Origin of the sequence: Flavobacterium sp. (assembly GCF_044360715.1) — a bacterium.
Classification (GTDB): Bacteria; Bacteroidota; Bacteroidia; order Flavobacteriales; family Flavobacteriaceae; genus Flavobacterium.
Window position 1 is genome coordinate 162,478 of record NZ_JBIKJY010000001.1, and the last position, 21,800, is coordinate 184,277.

General features: G+C 32.0%; 17 protein-coding genes and 1 pseudogene. 8 read left to right on the forward strand and 10 right to left on the reverse strand.

The features are described from left to right. Positions 1-6: 6 nt before the first annotated feature. The 5 genes from ACIQ16_RS00665 to ACIQ16_RS00685 all read right to left on the reverse strand — a co-directional run bounded on the left by ACIQ16_RS00665 (position 7) and on the right by ACIQ16_RS00685 (position 6,435). The gene (locus ACIQ16_RS00665) at positions 7-1,089 is read right to left on the reverse strand and encodes an efflux RND transporter periplasmic adaptor subunit (protein ID WP_396148084.1); all 1,083 of its coding nucleotides are present in this window, start codon (positions 1,087-1,089) and stop codon (positions 7-9) included. A gap of 165 nt (positions 1,090-1,254) precedes the next feature. Beyond that, positions 1,255-2,568 (reverse strand): TolC family protein, encoded by a 1,314-nt coding sequence (locus ACIQ16_RS00670; protein ID WP_396148085.1) that lies wholly within the window; start codon positions 2,566-2,568, stop codon positions 1,255-1,257. Between the two features lie 102 nt (positions 2,569-2,670). After that, complete coding sequence (locus ACIQ16_RS00675) at positions 2,671-3,297, reverse strand: Crp/Fnr family transcriptional regulator (RefSeq protein ID WP_396148086.1); 627 nt, start codon at positions 3,295-3,297, stop codon at positions 2,671-2,673. A gap of 248 nt (positions 3,298-3,545) precedes the next feature. Further along, complete coding sequence (locus tag ACIQ16_RS00680; protein WP_396148087.1) at positions 3,546-5,444, reverse strand: amidophosphoribosyltransferase; 1,899 nt, start codon at positions 5,442-5,444, stop codon at positions 3,546-3,548. Positions 5,445-5,511: 67 nt separating this feature from the next. Beyond that, a complete protein-coding gene (locus tag ACIQ16_RS00685; protein WP_396148088.1) occupies positions 5,512-6,435 on the reverse strand; it encodes a PfkB family carbohydrate kinase in 924 nt (307 codons plus the stop codon). 167 nt (positions 6,436-6,602) lie between these two features. Here ACIQ16_RS00685 and ACIQ16_RS00690 point away from each other — a divergent pair, with 167 nt between their 5' ends. The 3 genes from ACIQ16_RS00690 to ACIQ16_RS00700 all read left to right on the forward strand — a co-directional run bounded on the left by ACIQ16_RS00690 (position 6,603) and on the right by ACIQ16_RS00700 (position 9,373). Next, positions 6,603-7,079: a regulatory protein RecX gene (locus tag ACIQ16_RS00690; RefSeq protein ID WP_396148089.1), complete on the forward strand. Its 477-nt coding sequence runs from the start codon at positions 6,603-6,605 to the stop codon at positions 7,077-7,079. Positions 7,080-7,243: 164 nt separating this feature from the next. Next, the gene (thiL, locus tag ACIQ16_RS00695; RefSeq protein WP_396148090.1) at positions 7,244-8,293 is read left to right on the forward strand and encodes a thiamine-phosphate kinase; all 1,050 of its coding nucleotides are present in this window, start codon (positions 7,244-7,246) and stop codon (positions 8,291-8,293) included. Positions 8,294-8,443: 150 nt separating this feature from the next. Then, on the forward strand, positions 8,444-9,373 hold the full coding sequence (locus ACIQ16_RS00700) for a hypothetical protein (RefSeq protein WP_396148091.1): 930 nt from the start codon (positions 8,444-8,446) through the stop codon (positions 9,371-9,373). Between the two features lie 58 nt (positions 9,374-9,431). Here ACIQ16_RS00700 and rnhA read toward each other — a convergent pair whose 3' ends face one another. Both rnhA and purN read right to left on the reverse strand, forming a co-directional pair. After that, positions 9,432-9,911, reverse strand: a complete 480-nt coding sequence (gene rnhA, locus ACIQ16_RS00705; RefSeq protein ID WP_396148092.1) for a ribonuclease HI — start codon at positions 9,909-9,911, stop codon at positions 9,432-9,434. A gap of 92 nt (positions 9,912-10,003) precedes the next feature. After that, positions 10,004-10,567: a phosphoribosylglycinamide formyltransferase gene (purN, locus tag ACIQ16_RS00710; RefSeq protein WP_396148093.1), complete on the reverse strand. Its 564-nt coding sequence runs from the start codon at positions 10,565-10,567 to the stop codon at positions 10,004-10,006. A gap of 242 nt (positions 10,568-10,809) precedes the next feature. On the opposite strand from purN, the gene ACIQ16_RS00715 reads away from it, so the two are divergent. From ACIQ16_RS00715 to pyk, 5 genes are all read left to right on the forward strand, one after another. Then, on the forward strand, positions 10,810-11,046 hold the full coding sequence (locus ACIQ16_RS00715) for an acyl carrier protein (protein WP_007137004.1): 237 nt from the start codon (positions 10,810-10,812) through the stop codon (positions 11,044-11,046). A 191-nt stretch (positions 11,047-11,237) separates the two neighbouring features. Continuing rightward, positions 11,238-12,491: a beta-ketoacyl-ACP synthase II gene (gene fabF / locus ACIQ16_RS00720; protein ID WP_396148094.1), complete on the forward strand. Its 1,254-nt coding sequence runs from the start codon at positions 11,238-11,240 to the stop codon at positions 12,489-12,491. A gap of 4 nt (positions 12,492-12,495) precedes the next feature. After that, the gene (gene rnc / locus ACIQ16_RS00725; RefSeq protein ID WP_291241827.1) at positions 12,496-13,245 is read left to right on the forward strand and encodes a ribonuclease III; all 750 of its coding nucleotides are present in this window, start codon (positions 12,496-12,498) and stop codon (positions 13,243-13,245) included. A gap of 109 nt (positions 13,246-13,354) precedes the next feature. Then, the gene (locus tag ACIQ16_RS00730) at positions 13,355-13,825 is read left to right on the forward strand and encodes an IPExxxVDY family protein (RefSeq protein ID WP_396148095.1); all 471 of its coding nucleotides are present in this window, start codon (positions 13,355-13,357) and stop codon (positions 13,823-13,825) included. 2 nt (positions 13,826-13,827) lie between these two features. Beyond that, entirely contained in the window at positions 13,828-15,258 is a 1,431-nt protein-coding gene (gene pyk, locus ACIQ16_RS00735) for a pyruvate kinase (protein WP_396148096.1), read from the forward strand. Positions 15,259-15,324: 66 nt separating this feature from the next. On the opposite strand, the gene ACIQ16_RS00740 is transcribed toward pyk, so the two are convergent. The 3 genes and pseudogenes from ACIQ16_RS00740 to ACIQ16_RS00750 form a co-directional block, all read right to left on the reverse strand. Next, entirely contained in the window at positions 15,325-19,536 is a 4,212-nt protein-coding gene (locus ACIQ16_RS00740) for a choice-of-anchor L domain-containing protein (protein ID WP_396148097.1), read from the reverse strand. A gap of 98 nt (positions 19,537-19,634) precedes the next feature. Beyond that, positions 19,635-21,431, reverse strand: coding sequence for a translation elongation factor 4 (lepA, locus tag ACIQ16_RS00745; RefSeq protein ID WP_396148098.1), 1,797 nt, complete (start codon positions 21,429-21,431; stop codon positions 19,635-19,637). Positions 21,432-21,582: 151 nt separating this feature from the next. Next, positions 21,583-21,800, reverse strand: a pseudogene (locus ACIQ16_RS00750) (DNA polymerase IV); the annotation flags it as partial.

The following is a 21,800-nucleotide window of genomic DNA, read 5'->3' on the forward strand; positions in this document are numbered from 1 at the left end:
AAAAATCTAATTTATTGACACTTTAGCTCCGTTATACAATTTGCCTTCTGATGAAACAATATATTGCTCGTTTGCCGATAAACCTGACAATACCTCTACTTGGTTGTCATAAGTTTTACCAGTTCTTACCCATCTTAAAATAGCAGTTTTACCATTGGCAATCGTATAAATCCCTGTTAGTTGTCCTTGTTTTACTAAAGCACTTTCAGGAACCATTACTTTATCTGATTTTACCGTAATTTCTGACTTTGGTGTATTGGCAATTAGAAATTGTACGTTTACAAACATTCCTGATAATATTGATTTATAATTTGAATTTAAAGTCACTTTCACTAAATATTGTCCACCCGTGTTTTTTGCTGAACCGCTGACTTCAGAAACCTTTCCTGATACTTCTTTATTTAAAGATTTTACCATTATTTTTACAGGCATTCCGTTTGTAATTTTGGTAATATCACTTTCAGAAACCATAGCAGTTACTTGCATTCTTGATGCGCCTTCTATACTTACTAAAGGCATACCTGGATTTGCCATATCACCTTCTTTTATAAAAGTATTGGTAACTTCACCAGAAAATGGAGCGGTAATATTAGAATACGAAAACTGCGCCATAACCTCATTTCGCATTTGTTTCGCACCAGCTAAACCTGCTTTTGCCATTTCGTAACGAGACGTCATATCATCTAACTCTTTTTGAGAAGCACTTTGTTGTGCAAATAAATTCACAAAACGATCATAATCTTTTTTAGCATTGTTGTATGCAGCTGTTGCTTGAAGTATTGAAGCATCAACTTGTGCTTTTTTAGCTTCTAAATCGGAACTATTGATACTTACTAATAGTTGTCCAGCGCCAACTTTTTGACCTGTTTTTACATAAACTTTAGTTACATAACCCATCATTCTTGTACTTAAATTAGCACTACTTTCTGCCTCGGTTTTTCCGCTTGCGGTAATAAATTCTGAGTTATTAGCAGCAGAACCGTTTACTACAATTTTAATAACTGGTTCGTTATTGGTTACTTCTTTTGCTTCTTTTCCACAAGAAAATAATACTAAAGTGGAAAGGCCTAAAATGGTTGTTTTTTTCATAATATAAAATTTATTTTTAAAACACAGATTAGATAAATTCGAGAAATCTTCACTGATGTTGTTGTTACTTATTTTCTTTTGAACCACTGATTAGAGCAATCATATTAATTTTAATAATTTATTAAATTTCTTAAATCTGTATTGTTTGAATGTTGTTATGTTATGCTATTTCGTTAAAAACTGTAAATATTGTTTGGTAAAATTATATTCAAAAACCGCTTGTAATTGCTCTAATTCTTTTTGAATCATTTGTGTTTCAGATTGCAATAAATCGGTAGTTTTTTCTAAACCTTGTGCAAATCTGTTTTGGCGAATTCTGTATACTTCTTGCGATTGTTCGAAAGCTAATTTCGACAAATTCACTTTGTTTTCTGCATCTATTAATTGGCGATTGGTTTTGTTTAATTCCAATTGACTTTGCTTAGTATATTGTTCTTTTTCTACATCAGCTTTTTGAGATTCGGCTTTTGCTTTTTCATATTTTCCAATAGATTTGTAACCATCAAAAATATTCCAAGATAACTGGGCACCAACTAAATAGCCTTTTGCTGAAGTTCCTAAAACAGTTGCATCGTACATTTCATAACTTCCAAAAGCGTTTAGTCTTGGTAAAAATGTCATTTTTGAAGATTGTAACATTTTTGCATACGCTTCAGAAGATTTATACATCGCTTGAATGTCTTTTCTGTTTTCGGATAAAGTAGTATTTATAGGTTCAATTGAAATGGTGTTTTCTAATGCTTCAGATGGTTTATACACTTTTCCTTGCGTGTCTTCGTTTAATAAAAACCCTAAATAATCTGAAGCATTTTGCACATTGCTTTTTGCATATTGCAACTGATTGGCAATTTCATTTACACGAACTTGTACGTTTAACAAATCAGTTTTTTGCAACATACCTTGTTTGAAATAATTTTCTACTAATTTCAAATTGGCTTTTCCTGTGGTATTTGCTTTTTCTAAAACTTTAACGGCTTTATATGCCAATTGTAATTGCATATATGCTTTAGAAACTTCTAATTCTAAATATTCCTTAGTGCGTTCGGTTTGTAATTGAAACGCCTCCATTTTGGCTTTAGCGGCTTGTCTTCCATAAAAACCATCTATATTAATAAGAGGTTGTTGAATTTCAAATTTCGTTGCAAAATTTTGTGTTTTTGCAGGATCGTTTAACAACGCTGGATTAAAATCGGAAGCGGTTAAAATTTCTTGGTTTAATTTTGAACCAAATGCCATTAATGGATTTGTAGTAGAAATTCCGGTGTGTGAAACCGAAATATTTGGCAAGAAAACTGCTTTTGCCTGATTGTAATCTGCTTTTGCGGATTGGGCATTTTTTTCAGCAATTTTTACTTGTAAATTAGTTGAAGCTATTTTCTTAGAAATATCGTTTTTAGAAATGGACAGCGTGTCTTGTGCCAATCCAAAAACAGAAAATAATACTGCTGAACTTAAAATAGTGTGTTTAAATTTTTTCATAATCCTAAATTAATTATGAGGCAAATGTAAACGCATTAAAAATAGTGTACAGTAACAAGTGTTACAAAGGTGGGATTTTTGTTTTAGTGAATGAAAGTTAGATTACAACAACTCAATATACGCTCTATTCAATTTAATTTTTCCTTTGTTTTCTAAAGCTTTTAAAATTCGGGAAATTACGACTCTTGACGTATTTAAATCGTAAGCAATTTCTTGATGTGTTTTATTAATTTGGTTGGACGTATTAATTTTAGATTTTTCTAAAAGATAATTTATTAATCGTTCATCCATATTCATAAATGCTAAATGATCAATTGTTGTTAGCATTTCTTTCAATCGATTGTTATAGCTGTTAAATACAAAATTTCTCCAAGTGGCATATTTCCCAAGCCATTCGTTCATTTTAGCTACCGGAATTAAAATTAGTTGTCCGTCCGTTTCTGCAATGGCGCGGATTTCACTTTTAGCATTTCCTAAGCAACACTGCATAGACATAGCGCAAGTATCTCCTTTTTCTATAAAATATAAAAGTAGTTCCCCTTCGTCAAAATCTTCACGTAAAATTTTAATGGCTCCGGTTAACATTAAAGGCATATTTTTAATGTTTTCATTAAAATCTATAATAATATCGCCTTCTTTGAAATCGTGAATTTTAGAAACTTCTGAAATTTCGTTTATCAAACTTTCTTCAAAAATAAAATTATATGTGTTTTGGAGTGTGTTTTTCATTTTTAGGAAAATTTAAGTTTCCATTAGCGAATTTAGTAAATTCAAAAACAAAAAGTGAAAAAATAAAAAAGATTTGTCTGGAAAGTATATAAAATAAAAAAGGTGAAAATTTCTTTTCACCCCTTTTGCCCCAAATCTACCATAAAACTTAACCTACTAATTTTCTGGTGAGGTAAAAGTATATCAAGTTATTTTACTAAAACAAAATAATTGTTGTATTGCAAATATTCTCGATGAAATGCACTTTTTTAATAAGCGCGCGCTCCATTTCCTTCATAAAAGTTGATAAAAGCAGTATTTACAACTCGGTTTCCTCCAGGTGTTGGATAGTTTCCAGTGAAGTACCAATCGCCTAAATTTTTGGGACACGCTTTGTGTAAATCTTCTACTTTTTGAAAAATAATTTTCACTTTTGCTTTCACTTCTTTTGAAGTTAGCATTTCTGCCATTTTATCTGAAATTTGCTCATCTGTAAACGGATTGTATATTTCTTTTACGTGATTTACAACTTCTGTATCTTTTAACCCTTGTTGTGCTTTACATTTTTTATAAACGTCTTCTACAATTTGATACTGATTGGTTTCTTTTAAAAGTTCTAAGGCCGCTTTAAAAGCGATAAAACCTTCTAGAGTACTCATATCAATTCCGTAACAATCAGGATATCTAATTTGAGGAGCCGAAGAAACTACCACAATTTTCTTAGGATGTAATCGGTCTAAAATTTTAATGATGCTTTGTTTTAATGTCGTACCACGAACAATACTGTCATCAATAATTACCAAATTATCTTTTGGTTTTACCACGCCGTATGTAATGTCGTAAACGTGTGCTACCATTTCATCTCTACTACTATCTTCTGTAATGAAAGTACGCAGTTTTACATCTTTAATAGCTATTTTTTCGGTACGAACTTTTTCTGCTAAAATTTCGTTTAACCCTTTTTCGTCTAAAGTGTCTTTTTGTGAAATAATATCTTTAACCTTTTGTTCGTCTAAGAATTTTTGAGCCGCTTCAGCCATTCCATAAAAAGAAGTTTCCGCCGTATTTGGAATAAATGAGAATACCGAATTATGTATGTCGTTTTCAATTTCATTTAAAACGCTTGGAAAAACATATTTTCCTAATAATTTTCTTTCTTGATATATTTCGGCGTCGCTTCCGCGAGAAAAATAAATTCTTTCGAAAGAACAGGCTTTTTTATCTACACATTCTCTAATATTTTCGAACAGTACATTTCCGTTTTTCTTAACAATAATAGCATCACCCGCTTCTAATTCTTTCACGTCATCGAATGCTACATTAAAAACGGTTTGAATAACTGGGCGCTCTGAAGCTACTACCACAATTTCATCATCTTGGTAATAATATGCTGGTCGGATTCCGTTTGGATCTCTAACCACAAAAGAATCTCCGTGGCCTAAAAGTCCAGCCATAGCATATCCTCCATCAAAGTTTTTAGAGGCTCTTTTTAATATTCTTCCAATATTTAATCGCTCTGCAATTACTGGCGAAGCTTCTAATTTTGTAAGTCCTTCGTTTTTGCAATCTAAATACAATTGTGTAATTTCATCATCTAAAAAATGACCGATTTTTTCCATAACGGTTACCGTGTCTGCCATTAATTTTGGATGTTGACCTACATCAACTAAGTCTTGAAATAATTCTTTAACATTAGTCATATTGAAGTTTCCAGCAACTAATAGATTTCTGTGCATCCAATTGTTTTGACGTAAAAAAGGATGAACGCTTTCAATGCTGTTTTTCCCGAAAGTACCATAACGAACGTGTCCTAAAAATAATTCGCCTACATAAGGAATGTTTTCTTTTTGTAACGCTACGTTATTTTGATACGACGGATTTTTAGCTAATTCCTCAGAAATTCTGGTGTTAATTTGTCCGAAAATATCCTGAATAGGTTGTGCTTGATTAGAACGTATTCTGCTAATATATCTTTGACCTGGTTTTACGTCTAGTTTAATACTAGCAAAACCGGCACCGTCTTGTCCGCGATTGTGTTGTTTTTCCATTAAAAGGTACATTTTTTCTACCCCGTAAAAAGCCGTACCATATTTTTCTCTATAGTATTCTAATGGTTTTAATAGTCTAAGTAAGGCAATTCCACATTCGTGTTTAATAGCGTCGCTCATAGTTGTTGTTGTGTTGTATTATTTATTGTATTAAAAATGCCCCGAAATTTCGAGGCATAATTTGGTCTTATAATTTGATGTCAAATTGTGTTAACGACTTAAATTGTTGTAAACGAGCATAAACATCTTCTTTGTTTAAGTTTACCATTCTTTCCGTTCCAAATTTTTCTACACAAAATGATGCTAAATTTGAGCCGTGAATAATGGCGTTTTTCATATTTTCAAAAGAAATATCTTCAGATTGAGCAATATATCCAGAAAATCCTCCTGCAAACGTATCTCCTGCTCCTGTTGGGTCAAAAACTTCTTCTAACGGCAATGCTGGCGCAAAGAAAACATCTTTATTATGAAAAATTAAAGCTCCGTGTTCTCCTTTTTTAATAACTACATATTTAGGACCCATAGTGTGAATTTTTGCTGCCGCTTTTACTAAAGAATATTCTCCAGATAATTGACGTGCTTCTTCATCGTTAATGGTAATTACATCAACACGTTTTATTACCTCTAATAATTCAGGTAACGCACAATCCATCCAAAAATTCATCGTATCTAAAACTACTAATTTTGGTTGAGTTGTCATTTGATTTAAAACGGATGATTGTACAATTGGATGTAAATTTCCTAACATAACCACCGATGCATCTTTATATGCTTGAGGCACCACAGGATTAAAATCCGCTAATACATTTAACTCCGTAGCTAAAGTATCACGAGAATTCATATCGTTATGATATTTTCCACTCCAAAAGAAAGTTTTTCCGCCTTTTACAATTTCAATTCCTTCAATATTTATATTTCTTTCTGATAATAAATCTAAATGTTCTTGTGGAAAATCTTCACCTACAACAGATACTATTGCCGAATCCAGCTTAAAAAATGATGCGGATAAGCCAATATAAGTTGCTGCGCCTCCTAAAATTTTATCTGTTTTTCCAAAAGGGGTTTCAATAGCATCAAAAGCTACAGTTCCTACAATTAATAATTTACTCATTTACTTTGTTTTAAATAAGTGGCAAAGATAGTTATTCCGTTTGAAGTTTAAAAATGTAGGACTAATTTTAGTTATAAAAAAATTTGAAGCAAAAGAAACCTATTGATACTATTGTAAAAGTTATTTTTTATAGTAATTTTGAATAGATATTTACTTACTATTTTTCATTGGAAGCACCAAAAACCTCACTTACTACAAACGAAATTATCAGCAAATTAGAGTATTACTGCTCTTACCAAGATCGTTGTCATAAAGAAGTGGAACAAAAATTACGGAATTTTGCCTTACTTCCGGAACTAAAGGGACAAGTTATTGTACATCTTATCGAAAATAAATATATTGATGAAGAACGTTTTGCTAAAAGTTTTGCAAGAGGAAAACACAACTATAAAGGTTGGGGTAAAAACCGAATTGTTCAAGAATTAAAATTTAGAGAAATATCTAAAAGAAACATTGATTTAGCTTTGTTGGAACTTCCAAACGAAATTTATTTAGCCAATTTTCATACACTTTCAGAAAAAAATTGGAACAGTATTAAGGAACGAAAAGGACAAAAGAAAAATAAAAAATTTGTAGATTTCTTACTCCGAAAAGGATACGAAACTAGTTTGATTTTTGAAAAACTTAAACAATTGGATAATTAGATAATTGGATAATTAGCGAATTTTCAATGTGCTAATAAAAGTAATTGTCTAATTGACACATTGTCTAATTATCTAATTGACACATTGTCTAATTATCTAATTGGCACATTGGCACATTAATAAATTGGCACATTAATTCCCTATCTTTGCAAAAACAAAACCTTATGTTAGAAAATAAAGATCAAAAAACAACAAGCATTGCCAGTTTAGGTGAATTCGGATTAATTGAGCATTTAACCAAACACTTTAAAGTGAATCAAAAAAGCACTATTAAAAGTATTGGTGACGATGCCGCTGTTTTAGATTTTGCTGGCAAAAAAGCAGTAATTTCTACCGATTTATTAGTGGAAGGTGTACATTTTGATTTAAGCTATATGCCTTTAAAACATTTGGGATACAAAGCAATTGTGTCTAATATTTCTGACATTTGCGCAATGAATGCCGTGCCAACTCAGGTTACGGTTTCGGTGGCAGTTTCTAATCGTTTTCCGTTAGAAGCAATGGAAGAACTTTTTGCAGGAATTACGCTTGCCGCCAACGCTTATAATGTAGATGTAATTGGCGGCGACACAACCTCTTCTCAAAAAGGATTAATTATTAGCATTACAGCTATTGGCGAAGCGAATTTAGAAGAAATAACCTACAGAAACGGCGCACAACAAACTGATTTATTAGTTGTTTCTGGCGATTTAGGTGCTGCTTATATGGGTTTACAAGTTTTAGAAAGAGAAAAACAAGTGTTTCAAGTCAACCCAAATAACCAACCTATTTTAGATGATTATACCTATTTAATTGAACGTCAATTGAAGCCAGAAGCCAGAAATGACGTAAAAGAATTACTTGAAAAATTAGAAGTACAACCTACCGCTATGATTGATATTTCAGACGGATTGTCCTCTGAAATTATGCATATTTGTAAGCAAAGTAAATTAGGCTGTAATGTGTACGAAGATAAAATTCCGGTTGACCCACAATTAATAAATGTTTGTGAAGAATTTAATGTAGATATTACCACAATTGCCTTAAATGGCGGAGAAGACTACGAATTGCTTTTCACAATAAAAATGGACGATTTCGAAAAATTAAAACACAATCCTAATTTTACCATTATTGGTCATATGGTTGCGGAAAGTGAAGGGATGCACTTGGTGACTCGTGCCAACACAAAAATTGAGCTTAAAGCCAGAGGCTGGAATGCAATAAACGAGGAATAAAATAACTTGGTTACAAAGAATTTTATCAAAACTTCAATAACCATTAAAATAATTAATGATATTCATAAAAATTACAAATGTTTTTTAATAAATTACAGCGCAACTTCTGAATGTATAATTTACTATTTTTGAAAATTAAACTAAAAAACTATGAAAAAAATTATTTTATTATTAACCTATTTTACATTCTTACAAATAGGTTATTCTCAGGATTATGTTGATATTGTTAAGTTTTCAACTAATAATACTACTTTAGGAAACATACAAGAAGCAAATCAAACAAACGCAAACAAAAACTTCGAAACTAGCGTTAACAATGTTAATTTTGAATTGTACTATCCTAAAAAACTATCTGAAAAGTTGGTATTATTAACTGGTTTAACGGCAGAAAATACACGGTTAAATTTGTCTAAAGGCGCAGATAGAACTAGTTTAACAATGACCCGTTTAAATTTGGGATTTAAGTACCAACACTCAGAAAAATGGTCTGGAACGTATGTATTATTACCAAAAATTGCTTCAGATTTTAATGCGATTGGATCAAACGATTTTCAAATTGGAGCTCTAGCTGTTTTAGATTATCAATATAGTGAATCGTACAAAATTAAATTTGGTATGTACAGTTCAACAGAAAATCACGGTTCTACGCTAACGCCTTTAATTGGAATGTGGCACCGTTCTAAAAATAATAAATTTTACATAAACGCTACGCTTCCTATTCGTATGGATGCTAATTATTCGTTAACTAAAAACCTAAGTATAGGATCCGATTTATTAACGTCTATTAAGTCTTATAACTTATCAGAGTTTAAATCTAATTTTTATGTTCAGGAGGAATCAATTAGATTTGCTTTATACACCGCATTAGGATTAATGGATAACTCATTAATATTAAGAGGTAAAGTAGGATTAGATACTACAGATTATGGAGTGTTTAATGCCAATGAAAAAGTTGGTGTACAGGTATTAACATTTCCACTTAGTGGAGACAAAAGAAATAGATTGAATGCTGAATTTGATTCTTCATTATATGTAGGATTTGACGCTATCTACCGATTTGACTTAACAAAAAATAAATAATACTACACTTCTTATTAAAGATAATACCTGATAGATTTTAATATTTATCAGGTATTTTTTATAGTAGTTTCTCTTCTTCTGTTTCGTAAAAGGTATCAATATTTAATTTTTTTTGTTGCGAGGCCATCACGGCTAATTCGTCACAACGTTCGTTTTGAGGATGATTGTTGTGCCCTTTAATCCACATAAATTTCACATTATGTTGTCTGTAAATTTTTAAAAAGCGCATCCATAAATCGGGATTTTTTTTGTCTTTGAAATATTTCTTCTCCCAGCCGAATACCCATCCTTTTTCTACTGAATCCACAACATATTTAGAGTCTGAAACAACCAAAACGTTGGTTTTTGGTGCTTTCAATTTTTCTAAACCTACTATTACGGCTAACAATTCCATTCTGTTATTAGTAGTATGTCTGAATCCTTCAAAAAATTCTTTTTTGTAAGGCGTGCCCACCATTTCCATCACCACACCATAACCACCTGGCCCTGGATTTCCTTTGGCGGCGCCATCTGTGTATATGTGAACTTGGTAGGACATTTTAGATTGTTAGATTAATTAGATTGTTAGATTTTTAGATTAATTAGATGTTGAAATTAAGAAATTTAAGTGGGTTTGACTTTCTAGGAAGTCTAACCTTCTAAGAATCTCTCAATCACGTTCGGAAAATGTTCCATTTCTAATTCGTGAATTTTTTGTGCGATTTCTTCTGCTGTTTTACAATTTTCAATATTTACGTTAGTTTGAAATATAAATTCACCTTCATCAAAATGTTCATTTACGTAATGTACTGTGATTCCTGTTTCCTTTTCTTTATTTTCTAAAACCGCTTGGTGAACGTGAATGCCATACATACCTTTTCCGCCATAATTTGGCAACAATGCTGGATGAATATTAATTACTTTATTCGGAAATTCATTAATAATATGCATAGGGAATTTCAATAAAAATCCTGCCAACACAATTAAATCGGGTTGCAATTGTTTCAGTTGATTTAAAACAGTATCATCTGAAAGTGCTAATTTATTGAAAACAAAAGTAGGAACATTAAATTTTTTTGCCCTTTCAATTACTTTAGCTTCAGAATTGTTAGAAAACAAACCAACAACTGAAACGGCATTTGACGTGTCAAAATAAGTCATAATATTTTCAGCATTAGAACCATTTCCGGAAGCAAAAAGCACAATTTTCTTCATTCAATTCTGTTTTATTTAACTTATTGCAGCAATAAACCACATAAATATCACACAAAAGTATAAATTCATTTAGGTTTAACGGCAAAAAAAAATGAAATAATAAATTAATTCGTTCTAAATATGCTTAAAAATAGGGTGTTTTAAGTTTTTTTTGTATATTCGTTGTTATATTTACTAACAAAAATGTTGTTTTAAAATAAAGTTTTTTATTTTTGCCAACAAATAATTAAAAATTGAAAATTATGTCAGACATTGCATCAAGAGTAAAAGCGATTATCGTGGACAAATTAGGTGTTGACGAAAACGAAGTAGTAACAGAAGCAAGCTTCACTAACGATTTAGGTGCTGATTCATTAGACACTGTAGAGCTTATTATGGAATTCGAAAAAGAATTTGATATTCAAATTCCAGACGACCAAGCTGAAAACATTGCTACTGTAGGTCAAGCAATTTCTTACATCGAAGAAGCTAAGAAATAATAACCTTTCATCCGTATAATTTATTTTATACGGATGTTGTTATTTTTTGTTTCTGTTTTTAAAAATCTTTGTTTAGATTTGTAAAAACATTGATTGTATTACAATCATTCACATAAGACATTTATGTAATACCCAATGTTGATATTTAATTATGACACATTGGGTTTTTCTATATAACTAAAAAATAATTTATGCAATTAAAACGTGTAGTGGTAACAGGACTTGGAGCATTAACTCCAATTGGAAACAACATTCAAGAATATTGGAATGCCTTAATTAGCGGTAAAAGCGGTGCGGCGCCAATTACATATTATGATACCGAAAAACATAAAACAAAATTTGCTTGCGAAGTAAAAAACTTCAATGTCGAAGAATTTATCGATAGAAAAGAAGCTAGACGTATGGATAAATTTGCACAATATGCCATTGTAGCTGGTGAACAAGCAATTGCAGATTCAGGCATTTTGGAATCAAATGTAAATAAGCAAAGAGTTGGTGTTATTTGGGGTGCTGGAATTGGTGGTTTAGAAACCTTCCAAGAAGAAGTGCTGAGTTATGCTAAAGGAGACGGAACACCTCGTTTTAATCCGTTCTTTATTCCTAAAATGATTGCCGATATTGCTCCTGCTCATATTTCTATGAGAAATGGCTTTATGGGTCCAAACTATACAACAGTTTCTGCTTGTGCTTCTTCAGCAAATGCTATGATTGACGCTTTTAACTACATTCGTTTAGGAATGTGTGACGTAATTGTGTCTGGAGGTTCTGAAGCAGCCGTAACTATTGCAGGAATGGGTGGGTTTAATTCTATGCAAGCGTTATCTACAAGAAACGATTCCCCTGAAACCGCTTCAAGACCGTTTGATGCTAACAGAGATGGTTTTGTTTTAGGCGAAGGCGCTGGCGCTTTAGTTTTTGAAGAGTACGAACACGCGAAAGCACGTGGTGCTAAAATATATTGTGAAGTTGGTGGTGGCGGAATGTCATCTGATGCGTATCACTTAACTGCTCCACATCCAGAAGGAATTGGAGTGATTGCAGTGATGGAAAACACCTTACGTGATGCAGGTATGAAACCAGAAGAAGTGGATCATATCAACACACACGGAACCTCAACACCTTTAGGAGATGTTGCAGAATTAAAAGCAATTAGTCATGTTTTTGGAGCACACGCTAAAAACATCAATATCAATTCTACAAAATCAATGACCGGACATTTGTTAGGAGCAGCTGGTGCAATTGAAGCAATTGCTTCGATTTTAGCAATGAAACACAGTCTTGTTCCTCCAACTATAAACCACACCACAGTAGATGAAAATATTGATCCATCATTAAACTTGACTTTAAACACGCCTCAAAAAAGAGAAATTAAAGTGGCAATGAGTAATACTTTTGGATTTGGCGGACATAATGCTTGTGTGCTTTTCAAAAAATTAGAAGAATAACTTCATGCGTCGCATTTTAAATAAAATATTGAAAAAATCCCCTTCTTCTAATCAAGACGGGGTTTTTTTTGAAAAAATTACCAAAATATTGGGATTCAAGCCCAATACAGAAATTTATTATAAACACGCTTTTACGCACCGTTCTGCAAATCAAACTGATGAAAAAGGATTTCCAATAAGTTACGAACGATTAGAATTTTTAGGTGATGCCATGTTAGGTAGTGTTATTGCTGCACATTTGTATAAAAAAGTTCCAACTGGCGATGAGGGTTACTTAACAAAAATGCGCTCTAAAATTGTAAGTAGAGAGCATTTAAATGAATTGGGAAAAGATTTTAACTTAGTACAGTTTATTGAAAGTAAAGTAAGTCCAACTCATTTTGGGGATAATATTCATGGCAATTTATGCGAAGCTTTCATTGGTGCCATTTATTTAGATAAAGGTTATCCGTATTGTGAGAAATTTATACAAGAAAAAATCATCAAACAATATGTAGATATTGAACGTTTAGAAGGAAAAGTAATTAGCTATAAAAGTCTAATTATCGAATGGTGTCAGAAAGAAAAAATTACTTTTAAATTTGATATTTTTGAAGATGATGGTAAAGAAGGCGTGAAGTATTTTGGTGTGAAATTACTAATGGACAACCAGGTAATTAGCAAAGCCAGAGCTACTTCGAAGAAAAAAGCAGAAGAAACAGCGGCAAAAAGAGCTTTTTTTGCGTTACAAGATAAAATTGAAAACAAATCCTAAATTTTTTTATCAACTACAACGTTTGAATTAAAAATTTAATAGTTTAGAAACCTTTTTTACTACAATTTAATAATTTTTACTCCTATCTTTACGATTATTAAAAAAATAAATGGCAAATCTTAAACTTACATTCGACGATTTTGAATCAAATGATTTTGAGTTACTTGCTATTCATTCTAATTTAAAAGATTTTAAATTAACCTTTTTAATAAACTTAAAATTGAATGTTTTAATGGCAAAAAATGATAACGAAATTTCTATAAAATCTTCTAACGGAATAGGAAAATTTTCAAGATTTAGTTATGACGATTATAACCAAGATATTACTTGGGAACTCATTAAAAATCAAACCAATTTTAATTCAAACCAAAACAATACAGGCTTTTTTTCTGAAGATAATATTACAATGAATTTAATTCCAGAATTAAAAATAGCCGATTATTTATTAAAAATAGACAATGTAGATTCAAGCTTTAAAAGCGATGAAGTCATTCAAAAAATAAGTACCATACAAAATGTTTCTACCATTTATAAAGTAGATACAACTAATTTAAAATCGATAAACAATTTAATTTTTTAAATATGCATACAACAAAAAAAACAAAAATTGTTGCCACATTAGGCCCCGCTTGTAGTAGCAAAGAAGTTATTAAAAAAATGATTGACGCCGGAGTTAATGTTTTTAGAATTAATTTTTCACACGCAGATTATACCGATGTAAAAGAAAAAATAGATATTATTCGAGAATTAAATGCTGAATTTGGCTATACCACTTCTATTTTAGCCGATTTACAAGGTCCAAAATTACGCGTTGGTGTAATGAAGGAAGATGTAATGGTGCATCCTGGAGATATTATTACTTTCCAGACTTCAGAAGATATTCCTGGAACTGCAAACAGAGTATACATGAACTATAAAGAATTTCCAAAAGATGTAAATCCTGGAGAAAGAATTCTTTTAGATGATGGAAAACTTATGTTTGAAGCCATTGAAACCAATAGAGTTGATGAAGTAGTTTGTAAAGTAATTCAGGGCGGACCGTTAAAATCTAAAAAAGGCGTAAATTTACCTAACACAAAAGTATCGCTACCTGCATTGACAGTAAAAGATATCAAAGATGCGATTTTTGCTTGTGAAAATAAAGTAGATTGGATGGCACTTTCGTTTGTTAGAACCAAAGAAGATATTAAAGATTTACAAGATTTAATTGCAGAACATTCTGAACATAAAATTCCGATTGTTGCTAAAATTGAAAAACCAGAAGCAGTTGAAAATATTGATGAAATTGTTGTTGCTTGTGATGGTTTAATGGTAGCTCGTGGTGATTTAGGAGTAGAAGTGCCTGCGCAAGAAGTGCCGTTAATTCAGAAAAAACTAATTTTAAAGGCGAAATTAGCGCGAATTCCAGTAATTGTTGCCACTCAAATGATGGAAACAATGATTACCAGCTTAACGCCTACAAGAGCAGAGGTAAATGATGTAGCCAACTCGGTTATGGATGGCGCAGATGCTGTAATGCTTTCAGGTGAAACTTCTGTAGGAAATTATCCAGTACAAGTTATAGAAACTATGACAAGCATTATTGAAAGCGTAGAAGATTCTCCGCTAATTAGTGTGCCTCATATCGCACCAACGAAAAGAAACGAAAGATACATAACTAAATCTATTTGTTTTAACGCTGCTGCTATGGCAGATACTATAGATGCAAAAGCGGTTACCACATTAACAAATAGTGGCTACACTGCTTTTCAAATCTCGGCTTGGCGACCGCACGCTCATATTTTAGTGTTTACTTCAAACGAAAGAATAGTAACCCAATTAAATTTACTTTGGGGAGTAAGAGCATTCTTTTACGATAAATTTACAAGTACAGATGATACTATTGACGACATCAATAAAATTTGTAAAGAAAAGAAATACGTTAGAAAAGGTGATATGGTAGTTAACTTAGCTTCTATGCCAATTGCCAATAAAGGAATGGTAAATACTATAAGAATTTCTGAAATTGAATAATAAATCAAATTAAAATATAAAATCCCAAGTTCTTAGTTGAATTTGGGATTTTTTTATGCCTTTACTCTATCGTTTTAAACTAAAATGAGATTTAAAAATAGCTTTTTGCTTACTTTGCGTCATAAATTCTACCGAGAACCAATAATCTGTTGAAGGTAAATCTTTACCTTCATATTTTCCATCCCAGCCAGAACCAGCAGGAGAAATTTGTCTCAATAATTTTCCGTATCTGTCAAAAATAGAAATTAAACTTTTAGGCTGTTGTGCCAAATCAAAAATATTCCAAGTGTCGTGAAACCCATCTCCATTTGGTGTAAAATAATTTGGATAATTAATGATATAAATAGGTCCAATTCTTGTAGGCGTACAGTTTCCTAATGTATCAAAAATAGTAACAAAATAATCTCCTGTAACTAAGTTTGTAAAGGTATTACTTGTTTGAATTGGACTTAAATTTCCGTTTGGATATTCGAGTTGATAGGTGTAATTACCATACCCTTCTGTTATATTAACTGTAATAAAAGTTCCATCTGTGTCAAATTCTGGGCTTACTATAAAATTAGCTATTGCTGGGCTTGATTCTATAATAGTAACTGTTGTATTATTATAATTACAAGCCGAACCCACATCTGGAATGAGTTTGACAAACGTAACATTATAAACCCCAGCTTGTGTTGCGGTAAAATTAGTTCCTGTTCCTAATAAAGTTCCATTTAAAAACCAATTAGCTGTAAAAACCGCAGGATTTAAACCAGTTTGAATTGTATAAGGGCAAATTAATGTATTCGTAATAGGATCTACACAAATAACCCCTTGAGGTAAAGTAATATTTAATAAGGGATGGACTGTAAATGTAAACGACTGTTGCGCATTACAATTTATATTATTCAATGCAGATGCATAGATATAATAGGTATATGTACCTGGAGTAGAAATATTTAAATTAGTGATTAAATTGGCAGCATTTCCGCCTGGTAGCGAATAATAATTTAAATTGAAACCAGCGGAAGGTAAAGTAGGTAATACATAAGTTCCACACTCTTCGGTATCAAATACCAAAGCTAATGCGGCTAAATTTGGGGTTTGAGACACAATTATATCAAAACTATCTTGAGCAAAACAAATGGTTCTATCTCCATTTGCTGCTACCACCCAAATTGTTGTAGTAGAATTCGGAACATTAAAAACTAATCCATTAGCAACGGGTAATGTACCTGCTTGATCATAAAAATAACCTATAGTATAGTTTTCTGGTGTTGCCGGCACATGCGTTAAAGCTGGTAAGGTATAATTTTGAGTTTCGCATACGGAAACATTGCTGTAATTTGGTAAATTAATACCGCTGTACGTTACAGTAAATGGCCTATTAATTGTACAATTAGTTACCGGGTCAACATTGTATAAATAAAATGTTTGTGTAGTGGAAAAAACTGTCGATGAAGACACCAAAGCACCTCCTCCACTTGGTCCTCCTGGCGCGGTATATATGGTGCCATTAACTGGTTGTGGAATCGAATAAGGCGTACATTCAAATCTATCTAAAACACCATCTGCGGGAGGAAATGGGTTTAAAGTTATTGTAAACGATTGTTCATTTGAGCAGCCATTTACATCTGGTCCATTAAACACATAATACGTTCCTGGATTTAATCTAACTCCAGATAAATCGATAATATTTCCAGCGAAAACCGGAATTTGCCCTAAAGTGGTTGGCCCGCCTGGTAAGGTATAATAAGAGCCATTTGTTAAAACAGGTAAAATAAATTCTCCACAGTATACGCCGCTTGGGATTACATCTACTAAAGGCAACGAATTAATAATAATATTATAATTCAAATTATCTGTACAGTTTGGCAACAATGTTGTATTGGCATAATAATATATTATTTGAGAAGTTGTTATTGGAATAGTCGGATTTATCACGGTACCTCCTCCTAGAGGAGCGGTATAATAGCCTCCAAAAGTAATAGCTGGTAATGTATAACTATTACATGCAGGTATTGTAGTAAACAAATTTGTGTCAATTATATTAATTTGAATATCCGTTTCTAAAGCACAACCACCAGGATTTCCGTTTGCGTCAATAAAAGAAGTAGTATTATATATGTACATTATTTGAGTTGCAGTTACAGCATCACCTGCAAAATAAGGTATTCCTGTTCCACCTGGTTCAGAAAAATAATTCCCATGTGTTAATGCTGGTAATGTATATGAATTACAATAAGTTACATCTGGTAAGGTATCAATTAAAGGAAGAGGTCGTATGTTAATATTAAATAATTCATCTCTACAAAAAACACCATTTACCTCAGCATAATAATAAACTGGCTGAACTATATTTAATTGCGTGTTATTAGGAAAAACAGTTCCTGTAGGAATTAAAACACCAGTGCCAGATGGGCCTCCTGGCGCTGTATAAAAAGCCCCAATATTATATGGTGGTGAAGGTATGGTAAATGAACCACAATTATCTAAAAGCAGTCTATATTCATCTACAAAGTAAGCTAAAAAAGAAGTTTCATTGAAACAGCCATTCACATCAGGCCCACTATATATAAAGTATGTACCACCATCACCTATAATATTACCTGCAAACAATGGCGTGCCAGTGCCACCAGGTCCTGTAAAATAATTTCCATTTGTTAAAACAGGTAAAACATAATTACTACAAGCTATCACATCGGCTAAATCATCAACAAGTGGTAAAGGATTTACTTCAATATCAACACTTGTAATGTCAAAACAAGACGGATTAGAACTATTTTGCATTCTAATCCAAACGGTGACTGTTGAAGTTCCATTAGGTATGGCAACTGAAGTAATAGCTCCAGTATTTCCTGCAATAGCATCTGCTTGACTGGTAAAATATAAAACACTATAGCCTGTTAATCCGTTTAATACCTGAAGATCTAAATTAGCTAAAAAATACGTTGTTGCAGTAGGAGCTTCGCACAATTGTACATCAACGGGTTGCGTAGCATTAACAACTGGATTTATAATTAAATCAAATTGATACACAGTACTACAAAATAAATTAGTTATTGTATTGTAAATTTTAACGTAAATTGTTTGTCCTGAAGTAGTAGAAAAATTTGTAGGTCCTACAATTGGATTATTTGCAGTTATATCAGTCATAGAGGCATAATAAAACAAATCATAAGTGGTATTATCAATACCCAATTGTGCTTCATTATTTGTAGTTAAATTAAAGGTATAATTTGCTGCACCCGTATTACATGTTTGTAAATTATTTGGAGCAGTAACGACTAAGTCATTTATAATTACAGTGTCTGTTAAAAAACAAGAACCCTTTGTAACTTCTACTGAATAGGTTCCTGGAGCATTTGCTGTATATGAAGGCGTATTTCCTCCAACAGGATTTCCATTTTGAAGCCATTGAAAAGTATATGAAGTATCCAATTGCGTATTTAATTGGATCGTATTTCCAGAACAAGCTGTTTGATCAGGACCTAAATCTAAAGACGTTGTAAAACTCCCTCCAGAAATAAACACAGCAGAATCATAACCAGAATTATTATAATCCCCAATAACCATTCTGATTTTATAAGGAACATTAGGTGTTACTGCTGAAGCCGCATTCATTACAACAGTGTGGCCTCTCATATTTAATGTAGAAGCTGGAATGTTAATGGGATTATATGTACTGAAAAAAATTGGATTGGCCGATACGCAATTGGAATTATACAAATTATTTCTAATGTCTTTAACCGTAACCGGCAAACTTGTTCCTGGGATAACGGCTAAATTGGTTGAAACACCAGTGTTTAAATTGGTCAACACAAAAGCAAAAACATCGCTAAAGGCACATTGGTACTCGCCATATTCATTAGAAGCAAATAAAAAATCAAAACTAAAACTATTTGACACAGGTATAAAATCGAACTCTAAAAAAGCTACATCTGTTATTGTGGAAGATTGACCACTATTGTTGCTTATAGTTTGCAAAAAAGCGTCGGTATTTGTATTTATTTGCGAACTTAATGTGGTATTGTTAACATAATTCCCTTGGGTGTTTAACACTAAACCATTTCTAATAATTATCCCTTCGTTTATAGGGAAAGTAGATCCATTTCTATTAAAATAGGCAACTGATTGATTGGATGAAATTGCTATATTTGAAACTGAAACACAAGAATTTACAAGTAGTAAATCTACAAGCTGAGCAGGAGTATTAGTAGTGTTGTCAATTGTTATTGTCTGTGAAAACACACTAGAACTTAATGCTAATAATAAATAATAAAGGGGCTTAATATTCATATTATTAGAGTAATTCTAAATTTGAATATAAATTTATGAAATATTTTAAATAAAAAAAAGCATATTAAAAATTAATATGCTTTTGCTAGTTTATCTATTTAATCGTTCAATTTTAAAACGGCCATAAATGCTTCTTGAGGAATTTCTACGTTTCCAACTTGGCGCATTCGTTTTTTACCTTTTTTCTGTTTTTCTAAAAGTTTTCTTTTACGAGAAATATCCCCTCCATAACATTTTGCAGTAACATCTTTTCGAAGCGCTTTTATTGTTTCACGCGCGATGATTTTTGCTCCAATAGCAGCTTGAATTGGAATATCAAATTGCTGACGCGGAATTAATTCGCGTAATTTTTCGCACATTTTCTTACCAATATTATATGCATTGTCTTCGTGAATAAGAGCAGATAGCGCATCTACTGAAGTGGCATTTAATAACACATCTAATTTAACTAATTTTGATGTTCTCATTCCTATTGGATGATAATCAAAAGAAGCGTATCCTTTAGAAACGGTTTTCAATCTGTCATAAAAATCAAAAACTATTTCTGCTAAAGGCATATCAAAATTCAATTCTACACGTTCGGTAGTTAAATAGGTTTGATTGGTAATTAAACCACGCTTTTCGATACATAAACTCATTACATTTCCAACATAATCGGCTTTTGTAATGATAGTTGCTTTAATGTAAGGTTCTTCAACTCTATCTAATTTGCTTGGTTCTGGCAAATCTGATGGATTGTTTATTATGAAACCTAGTTCGGGTTCTTTCTTTGTGTAAGCCAAGTACGAAACGTTTGGTACGGTTGTAATAACAGTCATATCAAACTCACGTTCTAAACGCTCTTGAATAATTTCCATATGTAGCATTCCTAAGAATCCACATCGGAAACCAAATCCTAATGCCGCAGAACTTTCTGGCAAAAACACCAAAGACGCATCGTTTAATTGTAGTTTTTCCATTGAAGATCGTAAATCTTCATAATCTTCCGTATCTACAGGATAAATTCCGGCAAATACCATTGGTTTTACATCTTCAAAACCAGTAATCATATTGGTTGTTGGTTCTTTAGCGTCTGTAACGGTATCCCCAACTTTCACTTCTTTTGCTTCTTTTATTCCAGAAATTAAATAACCAACATCGCCAGTTGAAATTACATTTTTTGGAACCTGATTTAATTTTAAAGTACCTACCTCATCGGCAAAATATTCTTTACCGGTTGCCATAAATTTAATTTTCTGACCTTTTTTAATTTCACCATTTACGACACGAAAAATTACTTCAATTCCCCTAAAAGGATTGTAATGTGAGTCGAAAATTAATGCTTGTAAAGGCTCGTCTTTTGTGCCTTTAGGGTGTGGAATTTTTTCAATAATGGCTGCCAAAATATTTTCAACACCAAAACCTGTTTTACCAGAGGCGTGAATAATATCTTCTAATTTGCAACCTAATAAATCGATAATGTCATCTGAAACTTCTTCTGGATTCGCAGAAGGTAAATCGACTTTATTTAAAACCGGAATAATTTCTAAATCATTTTCTAAAGCTAAATACAAATTAGAAATAGTTTGTGCTTGAATACTTTGTGCGGCATCAACAATTAACAAAGCCCCTTCACAAGCAGCAATACTTCGAGACACTTCATAAGAAAAATCTACGTGGCCAGGTGTGTCAATTAAATTTAATATATATTCTTGCCCTTGATACGTATATTCCATTTGAATCGCGTGACTTTTAATGGTAATACCACGTTCGCGTTCCAAATCCATATTATCTAATAATTGCGCTTTTTCTTCTCTTGCAGTAACGGTTTGTGTCGCACCTAAAAGGCGGTCGGCTAACGTACTTTTACCGTGGTCAATATGTGCAATTATGCAAAAATTCCTAATGTGTTTCATTTGTTATCTTTCAAAATTCAAAATTCAAAATTCAAAATTTGTTTTTCAACAAAATCCATTTTCAAATTCAAAATATTTTTTACTTCTGTTATAATCTGCAAATATAGGGTAATTATGCGGTTTTGAAAAAGAATAATTTAGGAATAACCTTCTAAAACTCAAACTTCAATTGATACACCACAAATTTTTTCTGATGCGTGTTTAAATTGTTTAAAGAAATGCCTAATAATCGAACCGAATTTTTAAGTTTTTCTTGATACAATAATTCTTTTGCGGTTTCAAAAATTAGATTTTTATCGGAAATGAAATACTGCACCGTTTTACTTCTTGTTTGTTGTGAAAAATCGGAATATTTTATTTTTAAAGTAA